Raw genomic sequence first — 20,648 nt, 5'->3', positions numbered from 1 at the left:
ATATGCTCTTCTTATGCTGTTATGTCTGCAACAAAAAAACAGTATGAGTCAGATCTATTTCTTACAGCACAGATAAAAACAATAATAGAAAGCAACGATAGACTTAAGGGATTAACGTTTCATACATACGGAAGGGTTAGTGAATCAATATACTCAAGGATGGTTTCAGAATCATACCCGATTGCTCGAGTTATAAACGCAAGGCTTTACGACTGGACTCTGGCCACACAACTTAATGGTCTTGGAGCCAAAAACATTGATTTCAGTTTTGACAGAAAATCAACCATCAAAAAGCTTATTGCAGCATGCTCTTATGGTAAGCATGAAGTAAGCACCCCGCTATACAATATTTTTTCGCATAGCAAGGATGCATACATTGTTATTGGAGAAGCACCTAAAGAATGCAGATTAAATACTAGCAGTTGAAAATAAGTTTAAATCTTACTTGACCCGTTGATGGGGATACGGCTGTGTTCGCTCCTGTGAACGCAGCTACCGTCAACACTTTTGATGCGGACCCCACTATCATATTTATGGGCGAGGCTGAGAACATGGCTCGCGTTTGCACTGTGTCACATGCAGCTTGAGTTACATGACTCCTCATTGTTACCACGACATTATTACCGCTAATCGTTACGGACCCAATTAGCCCATGAGGGTCAACTGTGCTTAAAACCCCCGCATTGTAATAAACTTCGCACATGCGAGGAAAATCAACAGTTAGATCTGTAACAGCATCAAGTCCAGAAAACGTAGTAACCCTATCATGCTGAACATTGCTGACAGATATATTTCTGCACCCAGTGGCGAACCGTATAAACCCTTCCGTTTGAGTGCCATCGTTACTTAATCCGATAATATTACTAATAGTAATATCTCGGCTCTCCACCAAATATATAGCAGCTGAACTACCAGGGGATGCTATAACGTTGCCGGATATTATCCCATGCCGACCGCGAGTGATATAAATTGGATAGGGAACCCTTACGCCATCAGTAACTCCAGACTTACGTGATATCTGAATATGGTTATCCGATATGTTAAACCCTGGAACCTCAGGTTTACCATTTACTCCAGAGATGCCTATCCCGACACAAGCATCGTCAGGTTTAGCCTTTGTAATTCCAAGCAACTGATTTCCTGTGATGTTGATATATTCAACATCAACCAGTTCATTGGTTATGCCGATCCCTGAACCACCTCCCCTAAGCTGATTACCAATAATAACAACACCAGAATTACCGCGAATATTAATCATTACCGCAGTTCTTGTGAGGTCGTTATCCCCTGCGTTAACCGCGCTCCATTCAGCCCTATTCCCTATTAATCTGATATCTCTGTTCGCAGCGCCACCACCAGTAGTGTTGGAAAGATAAGCGAAATGCCTGTCGTTTTCTGATGTTGCAACAGCGCTGTGCCCTGCAATCAGGATATCAGATACACCTTCGCAAAGCACCCCATACCCGCCAGCCCCTCCTCCACCAACACCTTGAGCGGTGCTTAAAACCATACTGTCAGTTTTATTGCCTATCAGTTTTGCTCTATTTCCTTTAACGTAAAACCCAATCATGGTTTTGGACAGCTTTGATGCAGTTACGGTAGTATCGTCAGCCTCAATCTTAATGTTTCCTGTAACTACGGTATCCGTAGTAGTAACTGACCCATCTCCTTCAACTGAGAGGTTGCTGATTGATGAGTTTGAAGATGAGTTAGTTAAGCCGTAACTACCTTTTGCGACAACAATCTTCCCGTCATCTCTGCCTGAGATGTTCTTGGAGCTTGCAATAGACAGTGCTGAGGAAATTGTGGTGTCGATATCTACATCGCTACCAGCAGACAGCAGTGCACTTATATCCTGCCCTGAAGTTCTGATATCGATTACGTCCAGGTCTTGCTGAAGTGTACCGCGGTGGTTAGTGCCGATCTGCTGAGCGCCGGTGGGTTTGGCCAGCTCAATCAGAACGTCTGAAGCTGATCCTGAAGGAGGTAGAACGACAATCGGATTACCAGCGCTGTCGAAGGCAGGAATCTTGTTCGCGCGCGTCGCGGCGTCTGGCAGTTGTGGTATCGGCTCAGGAACCCGCAGCGTACGGCTAAGGTTGCTGTTTGCCAGCGTATCGACATAATTCTTGGTGGCCGCATCCTGCGGGTCTCTGGGGTCCTTCAGGTTGCGGATGTAGTTATTCAGCGCGTCGTACCAGTTCGCGATACTGGAAGGCTTACGTAGCGCCAGACGGAACATGCTGGCAACCTGCTGGATCAGCATCGTCAGTTTGTCGAATGCATCCTCATGCACTTCAGCAAAGAACTTCCCCTGGTTGCGCAGGTCGGTTTCCTGTGTTGGCTCAAGTTCACGAGAAATTAAGATCTGCCAACCATTCGCAAGCGGCGCGGTGAGCACCACACTACCGCCGTTGTAACCTCCTGCGTTCGTAACTGTGTAGTCCGTGTCCAGGACCAGCACCGTGATGTTTTCGCTCAGGTCGACAACTGATACAGCGAGATCTGTTTTCTTGAAAATACGGAAGGTATACGGGAAGGATGTCGTAACGCCGTTCCCGGTGTAATCGTTATGGTCAACTACGGTTGATACCGTCATGGCCTGTCTCCAGTAAAGCAGCGCCCGGCGCGCGTGCATCATCAGGACAGTTTATTACCTGCCAATCCTTATATGAATTGAATGAATAACAATCACAGAAGTTATTACCTTTTAGGTAAATAGCAATTCGTGCTGGATAATATTTCGAACTTTTGCTACTGTACATTTATACAGTGAATGCATGGAAATTATCAGATGCAACGTCAGTATCATCACCCGCTGGAAAAAGGATTTGCCGAACGAATACACACGCCGGGAGGCGTCCGCTCCCTTGTTGAAGATTCTCACCTGATGACGTTGCTGCGCCAGCTTGGTGAAGATGGGTTTAACGTTGATGGTCCGATGGTTGAGCTGACTGCTCTGGTTAACTATGTCACCAGCTCGCAGATGTCTATGAAGGATCTGCAAATGCATCTAGATTACTGCGCTGAGCAGCTGAAGAAGCAAACCAGATAGGGTTTGTAATTACCTAAAATTCATGTAACAATTACCTTTACGGTAAATTTACATTGCATAAATCTTGTGCCATAGTAATCAGGCACTGGCAAAATCCAGTGCCGGGATTGGCGTCCCGGATTACTACAAAGGCGCATATACCGCGCGAGCGGTTTTTTTATGCGTGCTACATAGCAAACCAGTTTCTATGGTGGGCTGTGTGGGGGCACCGAAAGGTGCGCCGGGTCCTTTGTAGCCGGTTACGCCAACCCTGCACAGTTCACCACCATCCCGATTGGCGTCGGAAGTGGTGATTATCCTGACTACAAAGGTGATCGCTATGACAGCTCAAAAAAAAACCTACCCCAGACGCAGTATTCAAATTCGAGTCAGCTACCCCAGTACGTATGTTCAACATCGACGGCAATCCGTGGTTTGCGGCCTCAGACGTCTGCAAAGCTCTTGGACTCACGAACTCACGTATGTCTCTAAAAGCCTTAGACGATGATGAGAAGGGAGTAAGTTCAACTTACACCGTTAAAGGTGCACAGAATGTTAGTGTCATCAACGAGTCCGGCCTCTACACTCTGATCCTCCGCTGCCGCGACGCGGTTACGCCTGGCACTATCCCCTACCGGTTCCGCAAATGGGTAACCGGTGAAGTGTTGCCGCAGATCCGTAAAACTGGCAGCTATATCAAAAATGCAATCCCTCAGGAAGACCGCATTAAGATGGTTGCAGATCAGGTGGCAACGGCAACGGCATCAGCTGTAATGCAGGCGATGCAGGTTGAGCAAAAAAGTTATGACGTTCCGCTGAAGCCAGGCTACCGCGAGCACATCCATTCACCTGAAGGCGTTCTCGGCCTGGCTGAGCATTCACTGCTGATGAACCTGCTCAACCGCATGCAGGATGACGGACATGATGTTTCCGGCGCGGCGGCAGAGTTTACAACCATGGTGAGCTACATCGTCGCCGTCAGCAAATGCCTGAACGACATCCGCTCCCACGCGCAGTACATCACGAAAAACACAGCTGCGTTCTGATATGAAAAAGGCCGCTTCGGCGGCCTTTGTGACATGTCACGTTGATTTGGTTTTATCTAGTCTAATAATATCAAGGTGAGAGCTTTCATAACTTTTACCGAACAGAGCAAAACATATCGTGTCGAGTTCTCTCTTATGCTTGGATGACCTATCGAAATTACCACCCCAACAGCAGATGAATCCACCAAGTATTGCTGATTCAAAAAGTAGTGATGCCGCACCAATATGCCTGAACCAGAGGTCGATAAGTAAAGCAGCGAACGCTATTAAAGATCCCCACCCGCCAATCCTTCTCCACCTCTCGGCTTCATATTGAAGAGAAGCAATATATTCAATTTTATCTCTCGTCATTAGTTTCCCACCGCTTTCCCTAAATCTGGTGCTCTGCGCGGCATTGTCTCGCCAGGCTCCCACCAGCTCGTTGTATTGAATTCCCGCTGCGCGCGGTCTCTTACCCGGTCGTTGTATCCTGGGTTTGCCATCTCCTGAAGTTGTTGCAGGATCAGGTGATTGGTGATGGCTTTAGCATACCAGAGGTTTGCGAATGGGGTGATCATGCGGGCCGTCTTCAGAGCATCGGCCCCGAATGAAGTTTCCTCACCCTGCAATGCCTTCTGCGGGTTCGTGATCAGCAGCTTAGTTAACTGCTCTGCAAAACTGAGCACCGGCCCGCCGATGGTGGCCGCGATACTTGAGCCATATTGTGTATGGTCCTGGAAGAGGAAATCGCCGTAGATACCGAATGATCCACCTTTCAGTAGAGCCTGTACCCATGTTGTTGGCTTTGACATATCCAGCGGGTCATTGCCGGTCAGCATGCTATTCATCTGGTTAGCGAACATCCCTGCCAGTGTCGTGCCAGCAATATAGGATGCCAGGAACTTGATGGCGGGCACCGTGTCCAGATCCTTAGAGCGGTTTACCAGCTGGCGGAACCCGGCGAATGGCGTTGTTTTAAAGAGCATGAAACTCTTGATCAACTGTCCGGCATCGTCGCGGGCGTACGTGTCCAGCCCGGTAGCGGTGGTGACTGCGCTGGTCATTTCACCGTGTGTGATACCCAGCAATTTCTGAGCGGCTTCGGCGCGGGCATTGCGAACCATACGAGTGATGGTCTGCTCCGCTTCTGCGTCGAATGCTTCTTTCATCCGCTTTAGACGTTCAGATGGTAGTTCCCCAAGCGCCGCCAGTGCTGCTTCGCTACCGGCACGAACCTGTGCAATACGGTCTGCCATGATGCCGATGATCACGTCATCGGGAACAGCGTAGATCGCATCAGGAGTCATACCCATGTGACCGGAGGTGGTCATTGGCTGTAGGTCTGCCGCTGCCATGATCGCCCAGTCTTCGTTGCTCCAGCCTTTGTTAGCCAGGATGGTTTTATCTGACCCTTTAACGTCATCCAGCGTCTTAAATTTGCGGGTCAGTTCGCCAATGTTTTTATACATCAGAAGGCCGAAAGCAGCCTTGTTGGCGCGGTCCATGGCGATCAGACCGGACCACTTCAGTGTCTTCTCTGCGAACCAGCCAGTTATGCCACGTGACAGATCAAAGCCGCCCATCTTCGAGACTACAGCAGCGTGCGAATCCACCAGCAGGCCCAGCTCAGCATTCGCCCTTTTCGCGTCACCACTAAATAGGTTCTTAATGGTGTTGGCTGATAGGCGCATGCCGTCTCGGGTGAAACCCAGCGCCTGGGCATTGGCGCGCATAATGGCCTGGTCGCTGGTTGCCGTCAGTACGCTGGTACCGAGCATCGCGCTGGTCATAAGGTTACGCAGACCGCCAACAGCAGAAGTGAACACGCTCGATGTGGCCACACCGTTAAGCCCGGCCATGGAGTTAAACATCCGCTCGACCATCTTGCGTTCTTCGTTCATGTGCCCCACGGGCTTTCCACCAGTGACAGCACGCTGATACACCCGATCAAGCACCAGGGAAATGTTGCGCGCAGCATCCGGTCCGAAGGCTTTAACGACACCCAGATCACGAGAGGAGGATTGCAGGTGGGACATCATCACGCCCACCACAGGCTGCTGCGTATAGCGCTCCATGTAGGCGAAGTGTGATTGTGCATCCTTGAACGCCATCACCCTGCTCTGTGAGCCACGGTTTTTTATCCCGCCGGTGCCCATGAACGCGCCCGGGTCGATTTTGTTGGCGCCGTCGGTGGCCTTCGTTTCAAAGATCGCTTCCAGCGCCTGGCGATACTCGATGTCATTCATCGGGCTGCCGTCCGGATTAACGTAGTTGCTGCGATCCTGCGTGTTGTAAACGTCGTCCACCCACGCCTGGCGGGCAAACTCTATCGGCGGCTGGCGGCCTGACAGTCGCGCTTTGGCCTGTTCTGCCACCGGCAGCGATGCCAGCCATTCATCACGCCCGGCGTTGCGAATAAAATCAGCGTCGTCGACATACGGAAGATGCCAGTCGTCGCGCAGGCCGATATCAAAACCGTTGTCGTTCATCTCCTGGCGGGCCCGGCTGGTTACGTCATTCCAGACCTGTGCGATTTTCTTCGCCTGCGGGTTCCCGGTGTCTTCGCCGTATAGCTCTTTAAGGATCTGAAACTGTGCGGACTTCGCAGCCTGCTGGTCGAACAGGCTGCGGAATCGCTGCTCGCCGAGCGCTTTGCTCTGCTCGAAGAATTTGCGTACATCATCACCGGCTTTGAGCAGTTCAGCACTCAGCTGGCGTGACCAGTCCTGATATGCTCCGGTCGCCAGTTCCTCGGCAGACGTCACGTTGATATCTGGATCATTGCCGAAAACCTTCGTGCGTCGCCCTGCGAAGATAAACTGCTGCAAATTGGCAGGTGTTTGCTGCTCTGGCGGGATATTGGCGTCGAGGGTGTCAGTCACCCTGCTAATGGCGATCGCGTTCTGAGCGACGCGCTGGCGCTTCTTATAAACGTCATGCACAACGCGCTGGCGCACAAGATCGGCTGCCTCCATGTACGTCTGCGCATCAGGGATGCCAGTCTTGCCTTCCCTGGCATTTTTTTATGTACCTGGCGCACAGCCTCTTTGATACGGTCCTCAATACCTTTCAGCTCGTCAGCCTTTGGCTGGCGGCCCAGTGTCTGCGCAATGGCTTCAACACATGCCTGTTTCATTATGGATTCCTCAGGAAGCACGCGGCGGCGACTGAATAAACTTTCGATTCGTTCTGCACTGTCTGGATTTGCTCATCAAATTCAGCCAGAACATCGGAGAGTTTCGCAGGCTGCCCGGTGTCGGGATGCGTAATTGTCAGATCCGGATTGGTGGTCGCCATATCGCGCGCCGCCATCAGGTCGTAACTGTTGGATGAAATAGCCTGTCCAGTGTCGGGATCCACACTGACCTGGCCACCTGCTTCATCTGCTGCAACAAAGGCGCTTTCTGCTCGCGGAGCCGGAGCTTCTCCAGCCAGTTCTGCCGGCGTTTCATACCTGACACCATTCTCTTCGAAAACCTGCTGCATTGCATGGTACTGCTCGTTTGCAGACTCCAGCATGCCGGGCCTGGCCGGACCATCCAGCCCGCGCGCCATCATCCCGACGTTAACAGGTTGGCCGTCATTCAGCTGTCGATACGCTTCGTCCATGGCTGCCACATGGCTGTTAATGCTCTCGTTGCTGGCATGCAGTACCGGGGAGGATTCCAGATCATAATAGAGACCCTCATTCAGCGTGTGGGCTGCATCAATGTCGCTCGGTTTGATGGCAGGAATATCTGGCGCTGCGGCAGGCTCTGTTACTGGTGCTTGAGAATCCGAGCGAACCGGTGCGCCAGGCGCATCAGTCACTGGTGCTGACTCAGTTAATGTGGATGATTCTGCGGTTGCGTCAGGAACACTCCGTACCTCTGCCGCTGGGATCGGTGCTTCAGAATCTGGCGGTGGCGGCACGTCAGCATTTCGTGCGGCAAGGTGATGGGCACCACCAAAGGCACCGCCCAGAACCGCGTCGACCAGCATGGCCTGGCCGTCGAATACCCGGTACTGTTTCGCCATCTCGGTGTAGCCTTTCTCCTCCAACGTTTCGCCAACGGAGTAACGGTTCAGGCCACCGAACCCGGTGTTTATTGCCACACCTGAGGCAATGCGCGTTGCCAGAGTGGTGCCGATGGCAGCAGGTAATGCCATGCCCGCTGCGTTGAAAAGGCTCTGCTGAGTTGCCAGGTTGCGCGCCGTCGATTCGTCTACTCCCTTTCCTTTGAAATCCTGATAGGACTGCTCATATGTCGAGCTGAATGCCGTAGCAGCACCGACCGCAGGGCCGCCGACAATTGTCGCACCAATGGCCGGAACGAACTGACCTAGGCCATAAAGAACCTCGGCAGCAGTGCCCTGGCTACCCGCATCCGGCTTCACATACCCGCGCGCATCCTGCAACTGCTTGCCGATCGTGTCGTATGTTTCATTCAGCGCTTTGTCGGCATCAGGAAACATCACGCGGAAAATATTAACCGTTGGCGCCACGTCTGCGGTGAATGCCGGATCGCTTATCAGGCGCTTACTGAATCCGACGGCAGACTGAGCTAGGCCGAGCGTTCCTTCCGCCACGCCGCGCACCGGTGCGGCAATAGAACCCTGAAAGAAGGTCGGCTCATAGTCTTCTGGTCGTGCCGGATTGGCTGCTGCTTTATCGTCGGTCCACGCCTGGCCTTCCGGAGCCAGAGAAAATACATCAGACATTATTCTACCCTCACGACGATAGCTTCATTGGTTTTCGGGTCCGTTGCCCAGCGCCCGCTGCCGCTTACCAGCCGATACTGGTTGTTGCCAATGTTGACTGGCGTGAAGTTTGATGCGGCGTTTACGTTGAGACCGGCATCTTTCAACGCCTGCTGTGCGGATGCGGTGTAGCGGTCCTTGAAGGTGGATTTATCCATGCCGAACGGCATTACCACATCGCCACCATTAAAGCCCTTGTACACGCCGCCTGTGGCGTATTGCGCCGCCTTTTCCACTACGTCTGAGTTGGCTGCATCAGTGCGCGTCATGGAGGCATCACCTGACTGATAAGCGATCCCGGCGTAAGCTGCCTTGAAAAGGTTGTAACTGAGCTGGCGCGCCTGCGCGTTATTGGCGAATGCGTTACCCACCCGATCATCGAATGCTCGTTTAAGCTTATCCTCGCTCGGCAACTGGACCGGAGTAATGCCAGCATCTTTCATTGCCTTCGTCGGGTTCAGTAACTGGTCACCGGCCAGAATCACCTTCGATACGTCGTACTTGTTCATGGTCGGCTTGTAGCCGATGAACTGACTGTAGGCGATAGACGGCTTGGTATTGTCGTACTGGTTATCCGGCGTGCCCAGCAGCAGCGCAGAATAGGCGGTGGCGGCATTGTTCGGCGCAATGGCAGATGCTACCTGCCGCATTGCCGGAGCGGACAACGTCTCACCCATGCTCTGTAACAGGCTGATTGTCTGGTTTACGTCTTTGGTACCGCGCACCTGTTCGGACAGAGCCGCAGCCTCCTCACTGGACAGGATAGGCGCATTGATGCCCAGCGCGCGCAGGCTTTCCTGTGAAGAGAAACGGTTAGCCACCTCAGCTGTGATGTCGTTAGGGTTGTTGCTGGCGATCGGCTTATAGGCTCCAATCTCCACCGCAGCATTGAACGGATTATTCTGCCGCTGGCTTATCACCTTTGAGGCCGCCGCCGATACCTGATCGAATAATTCAGCGCGGGATGCATATCCCTCGCCTGTTTCTTCAGTTCCTGGCTTCAGTTGATTGACGTAGGCTGTGATGCTGCTCGTCGGCATGTTGCGGAATGAGCCAATGTACTGCCCGGCGATCTGCGTATTCCGAAACTCGGTATAGCGGAGATTACCTTCCCGCACCCCATAGGCCGCCAGGAAGTCGGTCTGCGTTGGTGCATCAGGGAAATCAACACCGCGCATGTATGCCGCGCTGGCATCGCGAACCCGACTGTCGATACTGGTGCGATACTCCGCCTGCTGCTGCTTGCGAATTTGGTCAGCCTGACGGAGGAAGGTTGCCTGCGCTTCAGGAGATGCAGCGTCGAATGCAGCATTGCCGGTATATCGCTTGGTGCTGGTCGGAAGTTGTGACAGGCCAATAGCTGCACTGACACCGGTGGCGAGCTGCTGGTCGCTGTATGGCTGGCTACCGTTCTCATGCTGGATGATTGCAGCACACAGGGCCTTCAGCGTGTCAGGGTTTGATGCGTCAAGCTGCTGATCCGCAGTTACGCCGAGCTGAGCACATACTGCCTGAATGTAAGCATCGGTGTTGTTATTGTCAGACGGCGGTGCCCAGCGGTTGATAATGTCACTGACGGTATCGATACCCTGGCGCTGGTAAGACAGCAGGTTGCGGCCCAGCGCGCGAATGCCATGCTCCGGAGTTTCGAATTTAGCAAATCGCCCATCATCACCGGTCTGACCAACCCATGGATTAGTTTTGCTGTATTCGAGGTTTCCTGGGTTGTTATTGCGAATGCCGCGAGCGCTATTGCCTGAACCACCTTCAGATACCGCACGGCGTGATCCAACAGCCGTGTCGCTCAACTCGCCATTGCTCTGGATAAACTCGATAGAGTTGTTAGCCGACCACTGAGAGAGAGCCGTATCAGCGACCTTCTCTTTAAATTCGGTCTTTTTCGCCTGAATCTGCTCGGCGCTCCAGCCATGCGCGGCGCCATAGGTTTCGATCTGTTGAAAGGTCTGCTGGTTGTACAGCACGTAGTTGGCGTTATCGCCGTAAGCAGATGCTGCCAGTTTCCCGTTGTTCGCCAGCGTCGCCTGGAACTGCCCTTCTTCATAGGCGTTAAGCTGGTTGATTTCGTGGCGCCCGGCCTGCGTCGTGAACTGGATACGCTGCTGTTGCACCTGCTGCATGAAACCGGCACGGGCCCCTTCAGGCAGGGTCATGGCGATCTGCTCTGCCTGAGAATCAAACTGCTGAGTATACTCCTGCCCCTTGCCGAGCGCGTTTTTCCCCTGAAGATTCAGCAGACCGGTATCGGGGTTCGTCAGCAGATCACTCGATACCTGACTCAGTTGCAGCGATGCATCCTGCGCCTGGGCGACATCTGCCCGCTGCTTGGCCTGCGCGAACATGTCGATCGCCTTTGGCGCGACCTGAGAAATGACGTCGCCGACATTCGGCTGTTCGAACGCCTGAAAACCCGGAGACTGGAATCCGCGGCTTTCAACCTGGCGCCCGCTGACTGTTGGTACTGTTGGCATTTCGATATCTCCTTATCGACCGGTTGGCGTGCCGACGGCTGCGCTGATAGGTGCTGCCTTCTGGGAGAATGGCGACCACGTCCCGCCAGCCATTTGATAGGCTCCGTAAGCCTGTAGCGGCGTTGTGAGCAGCGTTGTCATCGCCCCCATATTTCCCTGCTTACGCGCGGATACCGCCTGGGCGTCATAGTTGGCGGACTGCACCTGATAGCCGTAAGCCTCGCGCTGGGCGTTGTTAACGGTCGTCAGAGCATCCAGCGTGCCGAACTGAGCAGTATCTCCGAAGATATCCAGAGCGTTACCGGTTGAGAGGTCAGCGCCGGTAGCACCCATTGTCGCCGCCTGTGTCCCGGCAGCCTGACGATTACGGCGGCGCACTTCCTCGGCCTGGGCATTGCCACGGTTAATCGAGTCCTGCGCCTGTGCCTCTGCCACATCCGCATTCTGCTCAGCAACAGCAGCAGAATATTTGCCTGTCTCATACTGGTTGTAAGCTGACAATGCGCCTGCCGCGAGCGTCGCACCGGCTAAAATTGTGGTGGGTTCGCACATTATTTTCTCTCCATGTGGAAGCGATGAAACAGAAGACCGTGAGCGCCGTACGGCTGTGGTTCTTCAATGGTGAATCCCAGCCAGTGCAGCCAGATACGCGCTGTGTGGTTGCGGGCATCAACATAGTTTTCAAGATACGGGTAAACAGCCAGCATTGCATTGACCACTTTCCCGCAGCGGCGCAGGAAAGTGCGCTGGTATATCTCCAGCGCATCGGTGCCCACCAGCCACGGGATACCGTTGCCGCCGATCATTGATGCCGGGGCCACGCCGAAGATGGTCACCACTTCCCCGTTGATAAGCCCGGCGCAGGCGAAAGTTGACGTGCGCAGACCGGTTTCCAGAACGCGGCGCGGGCTCCATCCGTTTGTCGCCATAAATTCATCAACGTCAGCCTGGCGGACATGTGGCAGCATGGCTTCAATATGCGCTGCGGTGGCCGGTACGATCTGAGCTTTAATCATCAGAATCCCCCGACCGTCATGCGCGGCAGGACCGCCAGAACAGAAAGCGGCAGTGGGTCGAGCTGGCGCACCTTAACGCGTCCGTTCTTATCCCAGTTGCTGTCGAGCTTCACTTCCACCTTCCCGGTAGCGTCATCATCCGGATCGTCGTAGAACTCGAATTCCCGCTGCGGATACTCGTACCACTCACCACCTGGTGTGGTTGCCCAGATGCCGCGGCTGGCGTTGACCACCATCGTGACAGTGGAGATCACCTGCTTTTTATCCAGCAGTGTTTCCTGCCCGTTGATGTTGATGTCCAGCGTTTCGAATTCAGCGGTGATCGGCAGTCCGATATGCACTACCGCGCCCGGAGATTCGAGCGTGACAGCACCACCAGTTACGGTTTTCTGTGGCTCAACGCTGGCGTCTGAGAGGATGTTTACTGTCTGTCCTTCTAGGTGCGCCAAGCCGCTGAAAGTCTGGCGGGCCATCTGCCAGTTAGTTGTGGCCGCAGTGCGCAGTACCGCGGGAACGTTACGGTTGAAGCGCACAACCACGGCGGTATTACTCGTTACGGAGATAATGTCGCCACGCAATTCTTTCGCCACCACTTCGCCGGTATCAGGATCCGTTTCTGAGTACGGGAACTGGATCTGAGCGCCAACATCAGTGCCCACGAAATACGCTCCGCCACTTATCGTCACCGGGTAGTCAACCTGATAGCTCCATTCACCACTGCCGCCGCTGATGGTCATGGTGCGTGATGATGTATTGCGTCCGTCATAGCTCAGACCGCAATCGACAAAGAATGCATCTTCATCACTGGTAAACAGACGGCTGGACAGGCGCTCTATGTAACGTTTCGTCTGGCCGTTGATGGTGCGGTTAACCACGAAGTAAACAGCGTCCTCGCTGCCTTCGCTGATGGAGCAGGTGCTTTCGTACTTTCCGGTGCTGGACTGCGGTGCCCAGGCGAATACCTGCTGATCGCGCAGATAGGTCAGCACCAGCAGTTTTCCGTCGTCGCGGATGCAGAACGCGCTGCTGTACGGCACGATGCAGAATGACCAGTCGACAATGCTGCGCTTCTGGAAAAGGTGGTTTGCCAGTATGGTCAGGTCCGTACCCTGGTACCCGTCGACGTCGAAGGAGTAGGCCAGATCACGCACCACACTCCCCTTCTCCTGGATGAACAGTGCGATGTTTGCCACCGCGATCGGCGGCACATTGCTGGAGCCGTTGTTTCCCTGCGAGCTGAACGAGAACGCCGACGGCGTAAGGACCTTATTCTGGTCTCCGGATATCGTATATTCCCCGCCAGACGTCAGCGCGACCAGGTTTCCGACGTCGATAAGGTGGCGGATCTCATTCACCTGTCGCCCGGCGTAGGTGTATATGATGCGATCGTCATCCTGAATAGGGTTATTCTTGCCGAAGTCCTTATAGTCGCCGGTCCGGCTCGCCCATATCGTTTGTGGGTACGCGGTGGACGCGGCGAAATACAGGCGTTGCTGATAGTAAACAACCGTGCTCGGGTAGCCGTTGACGCTGTTCCATGCATACCGTGCCCACTTGTAGCTGCCATTCGCAGATCCGACAACCTGCGACGGGATATAGCTCACCACCGTAGCAGTGGCTGTCAGGCCGTCGCTGGCTACGGCTGTAATGCGTGCGATGCCGAAACCGCTGTGCAGGTACTCCCACTGGATGCCGGTATCATCATCACCTGTGCCGCCCCACCCATCCCATGACATGCCTTCGGTGTGAGATGGTCGCAGGGTACCGGTCTTACCGGAAGTATTGGCACGGTAGTAGTTGCTGTAGGCGCGGCGCACATCATTGATAGCGGTGGTCTTGCTGGTCTCCCATACGGGAACGGAATCAACCGCCGGCTGTTCGAGATAAAAGAGTTTCCCTACCTGCTCAGATCCGAATATGGCGGAACTTGCCGTCAGCGTAATAGTCCCGGTGCTGGCGCTGGCGTATACCTTCACTGACTCGTCAACGTTGATATCTTCGAACGGTCCGTTTTTTGTGGTGACATCGACGATCTGCCAGTTGTCGTGCGCGTAACGGCGCAGCTCCTTCGGCGGGTAGGCCGAGTGAACCAGCGTAAGCACGTCGGCGCTCTGCGTGAATTTAATGCGGAACAGGTCGGCCTCTGCATACGGCATAGCCAGTTCGTAGATCACATTGCTGCTGTTCAGCACATACGCACCGTCTTTGATAACGCGCATATAGTTGTGCCCGAACTCCAGCGCATAAGTCTGGACGGTCGAGAACTGGAAAGGGATAAGGCGGCATTTTCGCGCCGGATATTTGGCTTCGCCGACGAAGCGCGTTCCAGGGCGATTCTCCACCCCGCCATACTGCCGCACAATGAAGTTATCGCACTTGCGCAGCGCCACCTGATACTTTGACATATCGATGCGCCCGTACAGCGACGGGCCAATTTCACCGCCGGCAAAACTCGGCTGGATCCAACTGAAAGCCATTATGACAACCTCGCTGCGGTGAACTCATCAACTGGAGGCTGCGGCTCCTGGGATTCGTTCTGGCTGTGCGAGCCAGCGCTCAGGATGACGCTGCGGTACATAGTCAGTGCGTTGTTACCGAGATCTGCGCTTCCGGTAAGTGGCATATTGATAGCGGCGGCCAGACGCCATGACAGCGCCTCCATGAAGATTGCATCGAACATGTTCACGTCGGTGACTCGCGCGATGTACTTCAGCCATGCCTGAGGCTGATCGGTGTAGATCAGCTTTCCGGTGCCGTCGGCATCAGCCCCAACTTCATAGTTAATGCGCATGGCAGCCGTCGGATTACGGATACCGGGCACCATAATTTCGGTGATGCGCAGGCAGTCAGTCGGATACTGGTAGGAATAAGCCCAGTCCGGCGGCGGATTGTTGGTATCGGCCAGCGCCAGGCGTTTGGTGGCAAAGTTCCAGTCGAAGTCCGCCAGCGCAGCATCGCGGCAGGAATCGAAATGCAGGGAGCACTGCCCGGCTTCTTTGCTGGCCTCGGTCAGGCTGTTAATGCTGCGGCTGTTCCCGATATTGCTCAGCGCGCGGTTGCAGATCTCGATAACGGAGGCCATTAATCATCCTCCCCGCCGTAGAGAGTTTGGGCGGCAGTTTTGGGCTGTTCACCAGATACCGGGCTGAGTGCCATGTCAGTAATCTGCAAGCTGGCGTTATGCTGCATGCCATCTTCCGTTTCTCGGGTAGAGGTGGAACGAATTATGGCTTTCGCGGTGATCATCACTTCAGTACCTGCGGATTGTGGCGTTGCCTTGAGCTTGGCGAGCGTCTCGTTGTTCAGCTCAATGAAAAGGCCCCATGGATAATCATCGCGAGTCTGGGTTTTACCATCCTCATCCTGATAGGTATCGGTGCCAGTTTTGAGGTTTACCAGTTCCATAGTGGACTCCTGCAAGAAAGGGGCCGAAGCCCCCTTTTGGATTAGCGAGGCTTAGACGCCCAGTTTTTGCCGTTCTTCCGCGATACGCTCTTTGATCGTTTCAACATTCATGTTGCCAGGTTTCTTGTTGAAAAGTTCTTCGTACTGCTGGCGTAGCGCGGCTTCATCTTCACTGAAGGTATTGGCATCGTTACCGCCGGTATCTTCCTGGCCATCATCTTCAGCCTCTGGTTCAGACTGAGAATCAACAGGCACGATTCCGCGCTTCTGGTCTGCCTTTTTCTTAGCCGCCTTCGCCGCTGCGTTGATCGGCTCCAGAGCCGATCCTGGTTCACCGTCATATTCAATCTCTGAGCCTTCAGGCCAGAGGTTGTTATGAATATGGGATAAGCGCAGGACGCGGTATTTTGCTTTTTCCATTGCCATCACCTTAGCCAGTCACTTTAGAACGGATCGGGTAATAAGGAGTGTTGTTGTCAACATCCAAATTAATGCCCGAGGTGAACGCACCAGCCGTCAGCGGACCGGTGCCGACTGAATAGTTGACGCGGAGATAGCGCTGGACGCCCGCCGGAACCTTGTTAGAAAACAATCGTTTACCAACTGTCAGGGCAGACAGCGCCAGAGCATCGCTGTCGTAGATAGTGGTCCAGGTGGAGTTGTCCGGGCTGGTCTGCAACTGAACGTTGAGGGTCGCGGCACCAGCAGCGGTTGCAGTGGTGTCAACGGTTGCCCAGAACTCCAGCGGATAACCAACGCCGATATCGCGGCGGGTGCCATCGATAGGTCCGAGGTCAATTACGTCCGTAGAAGCAGCGGAAGCTGTAACCGCCTGCTTCTCGGAGAACATCAACAGTTTGTCGAGGATCATTTTCTTTCTCCATTTATGGGCCGGTTAAGGCCCATCAGTTAATGACAGGCGTTAAACAACGCGCGCTTCTGTTTCCAGAATCGCATCGGTTTCACGGATTGGGATGCCACGGAACGTGGTCCAGAATTCGCCTTCAGTCTCTTTTACGGACAGAGCCAGAGATGCTTTATCCAGAGATTGCAGATCCAGCACCTGGGCAACGGTACGGTTCATGTAGAACACCGCGCGGCCCATTTTCAGGTTAGGGACGCGGTGCAGCGCTTTAACCATCAGGCTGACGATATTTGCAGCTGAACCAGGCACTGACAGATCGCTCACATCGATGTTGGCGATGCGCACAACGTAGCGCCAGTCACGGAGAGCCAGGCCGTTATCCCACTTATAATGGGTGCGGTAACCCTGGTATTTGCCACCATTGGCATCGGTAAGAGTCTGCTCGCCGAGGTTCTGAGTCTGCAAACCAGCCTTCTGCCCTTTAGGGAAGATGCCGTGCACAGTATTTTCACCCCAGACCACCAGCCAGATAGAGGTGTTATCTGTGCCGGTGCCGCCAGCATCAATAATGTTCTGGCCGTTGCCTGCGGATTTGGTGGAGTAGCGGGATGACAGGCCCATGAACTGCTGCGGATTCACACTGGTGTCGCCGTAGAACAGGGTCTGAGCCATCTGCTGGTTCATGCCTTCGAGGAATGCACGATCTTCAGACAGGCGGAATTCAGCAGTGTTACCGTTAAGATCTGCCAGTGACTTATCTACTTCCGCATAAGCCTCCAGCATGCCGACAGTGTCAGTGACCTGTACGGTAGTTGATTTTGTCGGTTGCACACCGTAGTTCAGCAAACGCCAGGTAGGCTGCGGGAGCCCCGAGCGAACGGTGGTACGGTGACCAGTTGGAAGGTTACCCTCTACGAACATCATATCCGTCAGGATTTCGTTGGTCTGGGAAAGAAGTTCGACAATCTTATCGACCTTTCCGTTTGGATCAGTACGCTTAGCCCAGTCAGCCAGCGTCAGCGCATTTACGCCTTTAACAGCCATGGTTATATCCTCTCTTATTAGCCATAAAGCACTTCGGCCGCACTACGCTGGCCTTGATTACTGCCATCGACCATGCCGTCTTCCGACATGGCTTTACCGATTTTCACGAACGTTTTAACAAGGTCTGGATGGTTACCAAGCCCGGTAGCGTTCAGATATTCTTTCAGTTCCGGCGTGCCGAACTGGTCCAGTGCACGCTGTGCAGCGCTGAGGTTTGCGGTCAGTTTGTCGCCGCCGATCTCCTTGTCTGCCTTCACGGTCTCTGCCCAGCCTTCGGTCTGCTTCTGCCAGGCTTCTGCCTGACGCTGCTGCACACCGGCCAGAATTTTTGGATATGCGTCCACCAGCTTCTGCGCCTGCTCGTTGGTCAGGTTCAGCTCACGGGCAACGGGCTCGAAGTCCTTCAGCGCTTCGGCATCCAGCTCTACGCCTTCGCCAGCGGTAAATTCGTATTTCTCCGGCGCACCTTCCTGCTTCTGCTCTTCGTCTTCCGACTTATCTGCTGACTTATCACCATCAGCTGGTTTGTCTTCCTGAGGCTTATCACCTTCAGTGCCAGGATGTGGCTTATCGCCTTGTGGTTTAGCCGGGTCAGCATCAGGTGCAGGAGCATCGGCAGCAGGTGCAGCTGGCTCAGACGATGCCGGCGCAGCGCCACCATCAGCAGGCTGCTCATTGCAAAGACGGCGATGCAGCAGACGATCAAATAAGTTCATTGGTTATCTCCTTAAACCGGGATCGTTTTGGCTTTGAGTTGCGCCAGAACAGCGGAAAGAGTGGTGCGCAGTGCAGCGGTATCTGTCAGCAGCGCGTTGTATTTGGCGACCAGATCGTTGTGGTCAGTAACAAGCCCGGCAACGTCTGATGCGGAAGAGTTGGTGTCATCGGTAGCTGTCATTGCTGCCGGTGCTGCAATGGCTGCCCCCAACTTCACGCCGCCGTAATCTGTAGCGGTCGGGGCGCCAATTGTTGCCGGGGCAGGATCCGGAACCTCTACCACCTGATTTGCGCCATCAAAGCGCACGACGCGCTGGGTTTGTACCTGTGTCATACATTGTCCTCACCGGCCTCTGCGGCCATCTTCAGATACTGATCAGGGCAGTGCGCCATGACGCGCTGAAACAGAACCAGAGCCAGGTTGCGCTGCCCTTCATTGAATGCGGTTAAATGCGAATCACCGGCGAAGCACGGTGCGAATACCTTTCCTTTCTCCAGCAGTGACCAGATAACGCGGCGGCCCTGCTCGCTGCCCATGACGAACTGGATGTCTTCGATATCGCGCTGAGCGAGGATCTGCTGTTCAGCTTCCAGCTCGGATTTGCGTTCTTCGTCGTCGATATACGTCATTGCTGCGTCGCTCCAACTGCGTTAGTGATTGCTGTCAGCGCGCTTGGATCTGCGGTTTGCGTATCGCTGAGCGTCTTAGCGCCCTGCGCTACGGCCTGACCCATTGCCAGAGCCTGAGCTGCCTGCTGCTGTTTGGCGCGGTCTTCTCGAATCTGCTGCACCTGCTCCTGCGGAACGATGACTGTTGGCGATACGCCGGACATTTCGGAGAACGCGTCGATAGCCTGATCCGCGTCGAGCTTGTCGAGCGCTTCCGTTTTACCGACTGAAGCCAGTTGAGCGATGAAGCCAACGGTCTGCGACAGACTGGTGAGGCCGATAGATTTCTGCGCCTGCGCCATAACGGAGATGTACTCGATGCGCAGCGGCATTCCCTGCATAACGTCTGGCGGTGGCGGCAGCATGTTCTTGCGCGCCATGATGGAGAACACGCGGTCGATAAGCGGATTGAGCGCTTCGTCGTTCAGGCGTTCCAGCACCGGGCCGAGCATCAGCAGCTTCTCTTCCTTCATCTCGATCACCGCCTCCACCGGCATTGAGCGGGTGTTGATGTTTTGCAGCATCATGAAGAGGTCGACAAAGTAGGCGCTGTTGATGGTCTGGCGGGTGTCCTGAATGTCAGCCAGCAGGTCGGCGGTATTCGGGTTTACCAGGTACGCAGGTTTGAAACCGTCCTGGCCGCTCAGCACGTCGAGATACGTCACGTCACCAGGCAGCAGAGAAACGCGCTGATTCTTCAGTGAAGTTGGCGCAACCATCGGCGGGTTTGTAGCTTTGTCGATGAGCTGAGCTTTACGTTTCTGCTCAACCTGAAGCGCCTTAACCTGCCCGAGCGCCAGCATTCCTGGACAGGAAGACGCGTATACGTCCTCGCCGTTAACTTCCCAGCGCGGTGCCAGAATCGGGAATTCATCGAAACCAGATTCACGCAGCAACTTGTCGGAGTCGCCGCCAGTCTCGAAATAGACAGAGCGATACGGCTTGTTCTTGCTGTCCAACTTCCCGCTGTCGCGGTTGATGTTTGGCGTGATGCAGTGGTTTACTTCGATCCAGTTTTCATACGATCCACTTTCCCACTGGCTCTTCACGGACGCGCTGACATTGTCCAGGCCAAACTCTTGCACGAGCTGGCGCACGGTCATGGAGAACTGCCTGAATGAGGTGTCGACGCTGCCTCGCGGGCTGTTCGCCAGGTAGTAGCTGCCAATCGGGAATGGCATTGTGCGAATCACGTCCTGGTCATCTTCCAGCACAGCCATGGCGGCAGTGCCGAAAGTGCCCAGGCTGGCGTACATGACAGGCAGAGACTGATACAGGTTCGACTTGTTGAACACTTCGTTCATGCGGCGCTGCACGACTTCCAGCCAGACCTTCACCGGGCCGTAATCCATCATGTCAGGGTCAGGCGTTGCCAGCTTGAACCACGGGCGCGCAGGACTGGTGATGCCGGACATCATGCCGCTGGCGAGAATGCGCTGAGCGAGTGAACCGGTAGGGTCAACAATTTTGGTGTTGCGGCGATCGTCACGGTTAACGTCAGACGTCAGGAAGCGGGAACCGCGCGGATTGATAAAGTCGCTCAGGTCGCGCCAGTGCGGCTCGAACGATGTGCGCTCATTCTTCAGCTGTGCGAGCTGCTTCAGCAGCCGCTCTTTTTCGGTTTCCGCCATCTCTGCGCGCTCC

20 protein-coding genes and 1 pseudogene are annotated in these 20,648 nt (G+C 54.3%); 4 read left to right on the top strand and 17 right to left on the bottom strand.

The window, feature by feature from the left end:
- Window positions 1-426 (top strand): hypothetical protein (locus BBW68_RS03360; RefSeq protein WP_222563059.1); only part of this gene is annotated, 426 nt, incomplete at its 5' end.
- Here BBW68_RS03360 and BBW68_RS19455 read toward each other — a convergent pair.
- Complete coding sequence (locus BBW68_RS19455) at window positions 416-2,599, bottom strand: hypothetical protein (RefSeq protein WP_245675193.1); 2,184 nt, start codon at window positions 2,597-2,599, stop codon at window positions 416-418. The genes BBW68_RS03360 and BBW68_RS19455 overlap by 11 nt on opposite strands.
- 195 nt (window positions 2,600-2,794) lie before the next feature.
- Here BBW68_RS19455 and BBW68_RS03350 point away from each other — a divergent pair, with 195 nt between their 5' ends.
- The 3 genes from BBW68_RS03350 to BBW68_RS03345 all read left to right on the top strand — a co-directional run bounded on the left by BBW68_RS03350 (window position 2,795) and on the right by BBW68_RS03345 (window position 4,080).
- Window positions 2,795-3,055, top strand: a complete 261-nt coding sequence (locus tag BBW68_RS03350; protein WP_070133997.1) for a hypothetical protein — start codon at window positions 2,795-2,797, stop codon at window positions 3,053-3,055.
- Window positions 3,056-3,119: 64 nt separating this feature from the next.
- Window positions 3,120-3,290, top strand: coding sequence for an ash family protein (locus BBW68_RS19450; RefSeq protein ID WP_245675192.1), 171 nt, complete (start codon window positions 3,120-3,122; stop codon window positions 3,288-3,290).
- 151 nt (window positions 3,291-3,441) lie between these two features.
- A complete protein-coding gene (locus tag BBW68_RS03345) occupies window positions 3,442-4,080 on the top strand; it encodes a BRO-N domain-containing protein (protein WP_070133996.1) in 639 nt (212 codons plus the stop codon).
- A gap of 36 nt (window positions 4,081-4,116) precedes the next feature.
- Here BBW68_RS03345 and BBW68_RS03340 read toward each other — a convergent pair whose 3' ends face one another.
- From BBW68_RS03340 to BBW68_RS03265, 16 genes and pseudogenes are all read right to left on the bottom strand, one after another.
- A complete protein-coding gene (locus BBW68_RS03340) occupies window positions 4,117-4,431 on the bottom strand; it encodes a hypothetical protein (protein ID WP_070133995.1) in 315 nt (104 codons plus the stop codon).
- Window positions 4,431-7,195 (bottom strand): annotated as a pseudogene (locus tag BBW68_RS03335) (hypothetical protein). The gene BBW68_RS03340 and the pseudogene BBW68_RS03335 overlap by 1 nt, the downstream one beginning before the upstream one ends.
- Window positions 7,195-8,760, bottom strand: coding sequence for a hypothetical protein (locus BBW68_RS03330; protein ID WP_070133994.1), 1,566 nt, complete (start codon window positions 8,758-8,760; stop codon window positions 7,195-7,197). Before BBW68_RS03330 ends, BBW68_RS03335 begins: the two are co-directional and overlap by 1 nt.
- Window positions 8,760-11,288 (bottom strand): hypothetical protein, encoded by a 2,529-nt coding sequence (locus BBW68_RS03325; RefSeq protein ID WP_070133993.1) that lies wholly within the window; start codon window positions 11,286-11,288, stop codon window positions 8,760-8,762. Before BBW68_RS03325 ends, BBW68_RS03330 begins: the two co-directional genes overlap by 1 nt.
- A gap of 12 nt (window positions 11,289-11,300) precedes the next feature.
- A complete protein-coding gene (locus BBW68_RS03320; protein WP_032671835.1) occupies window positions 11,301-11,840 on the bottom strand; it encodes a virion core protein, T7 gp14 family in 540 nt (179 codons plus the stop codon).
- Complete coding sequence (locus BBW68_RS03315; RefSeq protein WP_070133992.1) at window positions 11,840-12,304, bottom strand: hypothetical protein; 465 nt, start codon at window positions 12,302-12,304, stop codon at window positions 11,840-11,842. Before BBW68_RS03315 ends, BBW68_RS03320 begins: the two co-directional genes overlap by 1 nt.
- On the bottom strand, window positions 12,304-14,781 hold the full coding sequence (locus BBW68_RS03310) for a phage tail protein (RefSeq protein ID WP_070133991.1): 2,478 nt from the start codon (window positions 14,779-14,781) through the stop codon (window positions 12,304-12,306). Before BBW68_RS03310 ends, BBW68_RS03315 begins: the two co-directional genes overlap by 1 nt.
- On the bottom strand, window positions 14,781-15,386 hold the full coding sequence (locus tag BBW68_RS03305) for a phage connector family protein (protein WP_045342897.1): 606 nt from the start codon (window positions 15,384-15,386) through the stop codon (window positions 14,781-14,783). Before BBW68_RS03305 ends, BBW68_RS03310 begins: the two co-directional genes overlap by 1 nt.
- Window positions 15,386-15,709, bottom strand: a complete 324-nt coding sequence (gene gp10 / locus BBW68_RS03300; protein WP_070133990.1) for a capsid staple protein — start codon at window positions 15,707-15,709, stop codon at window positions 15,386-15,388. The genes BBW68_RS03305 and gp10 overlap by 1 nt, the downstream gene beginning before the upstream one ends.
- Window positions 15,710-15,760: 51 nt before the next feature.
- Complete coding sequence (locus tag BBW68_RS03295) at window positions 15,761-16,135, bottom strand: hypothetical protein (RefSeq protein WP_070133989.1); 375 nt, start codon at window positions 16,133-16,135, stop codon at window positions 15,761-15,763.
- 4 nt (window positions 16,136-16,139) lie between these two features.
- A complete protein-coding gene (locus tag BBW68_RS03290) occupies window positions 16,140-16,580 on the bottom strand; it encodes a Bbp16 family capsid cement protein (RefSeq protein WP_070133988.1) in 441 nt (146 codons plus the stop codon).
- Between the two features lie 51 nt (window positions 16,581-16,631).
- Complete coding sequence (locus BBW68_RS03285; protein WP_070133987.1) at window positions 16,632-17,618, bottom strand: major capsid protein; 987 nt, start codon at window positions 17,616-17,618, stop codon at window positions 16,632-16,634.
- Between the two features lie 17 nt (window positions 17,619-17,635).
- Entirely contained in the window at window positions 17,636-18,334 is a 699-nt protein-coding gene (locus BBW68_RS03280; protein ID WP_070133986.1) for a peptidase, read from the bottom strand.
- Between the two features lie 11 nt (window positions 18,335-18,345).
- A complete protein-coding gene (locus BBW68_RS03275) occupies window positions 18,346-18,669 on the bottom strand; it encodes a phenylalanyl-tRNA synthetase subunit beta (RefSeq protein WP_070133985.1) in 324 nt (107 codons plus the stop codon).
- Window positions 18,666-18,965 (bottom strand): Bbp19 family protein, encoded by a 300-nt coding sequence (locus BBW68_RS03270; RefSeq protein ID WP_045336853.1) that lies wholly within the window; start codon window positions 18,963-18,965, stop codon window positions 18,666-18,668. The genes BBW68_RS03275 and BBW68_RS03270 overlap by 4 nt, the downstream gene beginning before the upstream one ends.
- Entirely contained in the window at window positions 18,962-20,635 is a 1,674-nt protein-coding gene (locus tag BBW68_RS03265) for a portal protein (RefSeq protein ID WP_070133984.1), read from the bottom strand. Before BBW68_RS03265 ends, BBW68_RS03270 begins: the two co-directional genes overlap by 4 nt.
- Window positions 20,636-20,648: the final 13 nt, after the last annotated feature.

Origin of the sequence: Candidatus Erwinia dacicola (genome assembly GCF_001756855.1) — a bacterium.
GTDB lineage: Bacteria > Pseudomonadota > Gammaproteobacteria > Enterobacterales > Enterobacteriaceae > Erwinia > Erwinia dacicola.
This window is presented reverse-complemented; position numbering and strand designations above follow the sequence as displayed.